At 61.0% G+C, this 2,793-nt stretch carries 5 protein-coding genes; 3 read left to right on the plus strand and 2 right to left on the minus strand.

Features of this window, described 5'->3' with window-relative positions; translation table 11 throughout:
- Positions 1–97: 97 nt before the first annotated feature.
- The 3 genes from SCA01S_RS21435 to SCA01S_RS22665 all read left to right on the plus strand — a co-directional run bounded on the left by SCA01S_RS21435 (position 98) and on the right by SCA01S_RS22665 (position 906).
- Positions 98–430, plus strand: a complete 333-nt coding sequence (locus tag SCA01S_RS21435) for a conjugal transfer protein TraD (protein WP_062788835.1) — start codon at positions 98–100, stop codon at positions 428–430.
- Positions 431–446: 16 nt separating this feature from the next.
- A complete protein-coding gene (locus SCA01S_RS21440) occupies positions 447–662 on the plus strand; it encodes a conjugal transfer protein TraD (RefSeq protein ID WP_062788837.1) in 216 nt (71 codons plus the stop codon).
- Positions 663–738: 76 nt separating this feature from the next.
- Entirely contained in the window at positions 739–906 is a 168-nt protein-coding gene (locus SCA01S_RS22665) for a DUF6771 family protein (RefSeq protein ID WP_167542940.1), read from the plus strand.
- A gap of 415 nt (positions 907–1,321) precedes the next feature.
- Here the strand turns inward: SCA01S_RS22665 and SCA01S_RS21445 are convergent, their stop codons facing one another.
- Together SCA01S_RS21445 and SCA01S_RS21450 are read right to left on the minus strand one after the other, a co-directional pair.
- A complete protein-coding gene (locus SCA01S_RS21445) occupies positions 1,322–1,780 on the minus strand; it encodes a P-loop NTPase family protein (protein WP_062788838.1) in 459 nt (152 codons plus the stop codon).
- Positions 1,781–1,841: 61 nt separating this feature from the next.
- Entirely contained in the window at positions 1,842–2,771 is a 930-nt protein-coding gene (locus tag SCA01S_RS21450; protein ID WP_084391187.1) for a HEPN domain-containing protein, read from the minus strand.
- Between the last annotated feature and the right edge of the window lie 22 nt (positions 2,772–2,793).

Below are 2,793 nucleotides of genomic sequence, written 5' to 3' on the forward strand. Positions count from 1 at the left end.
AGAATCGCATGAGGTTTCAGGGAATTGGCATTGATCGTCAAGGCCGATAACTGGAAGGCCTCACGGCGCAACAGACCGCCGTCACAGGACACCAGACATGCGCAAGCCCCGCAACTATGACGAGGACCTCAAGGCGCTCACCGCCAAGGCCAGGCAACTCAAGGCCCGCAAACAGAGCCAGTTGGGCGAACTGGTCGAAGCCACGAGCGCCGATAAACTCACCATCGAGGAACTGGCCGGCGCGCTGCTGTCGATCGCCGCCATCACCGATCCGGCGCGACGGGAGGCATGGCGCAAACGCGGCGCCGCGTTCTTTTCTGGCGAGCGGGCCGAGCAGGCGTCTGGCCCACGCACTGGCGACAACGCGCGATCAGCAGCGCCGCACGACCAGCACGCGGCATCGCCTGGCCCTGCAACAGGCGCGGCATGACACGCGGGCTTGGCAGGTGAAGCGGCGCGAGCGGACGCGGCAGTTGATCGAACTGGGCGGCCTTGTCGCCAAGGCTGGCCTCGTTGAACTGACCGATGATGATCGCGCCGTGATCCTCGGGCTGCTGGTCGAGGCGGCGGCAAAACTGCGCACCGACGAGACCGGCACCCAGCTCATCCTATGGCGGCGACGCGGCCAGCGGGCTTTTGCCGATACAGAGGACAAAGACTGAGCAACCGGCGACACCGCTTCCACCATCCATCGCCAGCAAGTTGCCCGACGTCAGCTGCATCGCCATAGGGACATGCATGGACGACAACACCAAAACCCGCATTCTCGGCGTCATCGAACGCGCACCGCAGTGGCTTCGCAACGATCTGGCTGCCAAGGATCCGGTCGCACGCGCCCGCGCAGAAGAGGCGCTTGCTGCGATGCTGGTCGATGCGATCGACGAGGGAAACAAGGCAGGCGGTTGAGCAGCGGCGTCAAGCAAGCAACCCCGGCGCGTCGGCACATCCTATAAGGCAGCGACACGGTGGCGGCAGATAGCAGTGCTGACGACCACACGGCTTGCTGAATGTCAGCCGGACATCAGGCAGCACGTCACCCGCTCAAATCACCATCCCGTATCGTAACCCTGGGCTGGCTTATAACGGGACGTCGAACCAATTCTGATGAACAGACAAGACGGGCATATGGAGACGTTGTCGTTCGATTGGGCGCTAAACGGATTGCTCTGATAGGCAGCTCGGCGAACCTCTTCCCGGTATCACCATTTCGGAGGAAACTAATTCACAGGCGCGCGCGATCTGCTATAGCTTTGTGCTGTACCGGCAGTCACAGGTTACGCGACACGTCTTGTGACTGCCGGGCAACTGCAAATGGCATGGATCACGCAGAAAGCGCAGCGAGACGAGCTGCCCGTGCGAGGTCCTTGGGGCGGCCGAACGACTGCAAGATACTCCCCAGCTCGGCGCGATCGGGAACGAACAAAGTCTTGCCGTCCAATGCGATCCGCTGGCGCGTTGTCGGAACGATGGCGCGCCAGCGACCATCCTGACAGTGTTGGAACCCTGCCATGAATTCAACCGGCAGTGGCGGCTCGCCCCACGTTGCAAAAATGGTCGAGCGGAACTCGGCATGATGAGAGCCCTGCTGCAGGGCAAGGCCCAACGTGGGTATTATCCGCCGTGCATCGCGAAGACTGAGAAGGACATCGACATCCCCTACAGGCCCGGGATTGGCGCCATGCAACGCGACCGCCGCACTTGCGATAATCCACCAGGGATCCTGGGCGTTCTCCATGACCTCCGCCACCACTTTGAGTGATGCGACAAGGGCCTGCTCCATCGTCCACCCCGCTCGCTCCATGCGCCCGAAACAGGTCCGTCCGATTTCAAAAACCGTTCCGCTAGCCCGCTTGCCGCGCCGTCGCCTCCAGCTGGGCGATGCGTTCCGAACAGAGGGCGTGAACCACGCGGCCGAGTTCCTCGACCTGCTCGCCCAGCCAAGCCAGTTCCTCTTCGGTGATCCGGTAGTGCTTGGAATAGCGCGCCTTGACGTAGGCTTCCTTGAGCTTCTCGAACATCGCCCGCTGCTTGCGATTCTCCCTAGGCCAGACATGGACGAGACGAACATCGAGTCGTTCAGCCTGTGTGCGTAGAAACGCGATGTTGTGATTATGTGGCGTGTAAAATTCTACCACGAGTAGCACGCAATGTAGCAAGCGTTCGCATGCTTGATGCAATTCGAATGCCGCTTTCTTGAAGCGCTTGCGCTCTAAATTTGAACGAAAGTCATCGTAGAATTCGATCGAGCTAGGAAACCACTCCTCAAAATACTCCTTTGCCATCGCCAGTGCGGCATGCGGCGTCTTCGGCTTGGGCTGGTGCAGTTCGGTGTCGTCGCTCTGGTAGAGCCCGATACCATCGCGGGCCACGTCCATGAAGAAGTAGCGGCCATGGGCCAGCCCATCGTTCACCTCCTGCAGGGTGTGGACGATGAAATTGACCGGCGTCTTGATCGTGCCGGCAATGCCATACTCGCGCATCAGCCGGTCATCCACCTTGGCCCAGTATTTGACCCGGTCGGTCAGGCGCTTGTCGTTGACGATGATCAGCAGGTCATAGTCCGACTGATAGCCCTTGGCGGTGTGCGGCTCGTCCACCCAGCCGCCGCGCGCATAGCTGCCGTAGAGAATGACCTTGAGAATGCGGCCCTTCTTCTTCCACTCGTGCGAAGCCAGGGCCAGCGCGTCCTCGAATTCCTCGAAGACGATCTGCACCACGCGCTCAAGCTCGCGCTGCTTGCTGGCGGGAAGATGGTCGAGATCGCTGCGCATGACATGGCTACCCTGTCGCGAC

This window comes from Novosphingobium capsulatum NBRC 12533 (assembly GCF_001598375.1).
Classification (GTDB): Bacteria; Pseudomonadota; Alphaproteobacteria; order Sphingomonadales; family Sphingomonadaceae; genus Novosphingobium; species Novosphingobium capsulatum.

Bases quoted from the DNA above. Each gene is read 5' to 3' on its own strand.
- SCA01S_RS21435 (WP_062788835.1), top strand. From the start codon at position 98: ATGCGCAAGCCCCGCAACTATGACGAGGACCTCAAGGCGCTCACCGCC.
- SCA01S_RS22665 (WP_167542940.1), top strand. From the start codon at position 739: ATGGACGACAACACCAAAACCCGCATTCTCGGCGTCATCGAACGCGCA.
- SCA01S_RS21445 (WP_062788838.1), bottom strand. From the start codon at position 1,780: ATGGAGCAGGCCCTTGTCGCATCACTCAAAGTGGTGGCGGAGGTCATG.
- SCA01S_RS21450 (WP_084391187.1), bottom strand. From the start codon at position 2,771: ATGCGCAGCGATCTCGACCATCTTCCCGCCAGCAAGCAGCGCGAGCTT.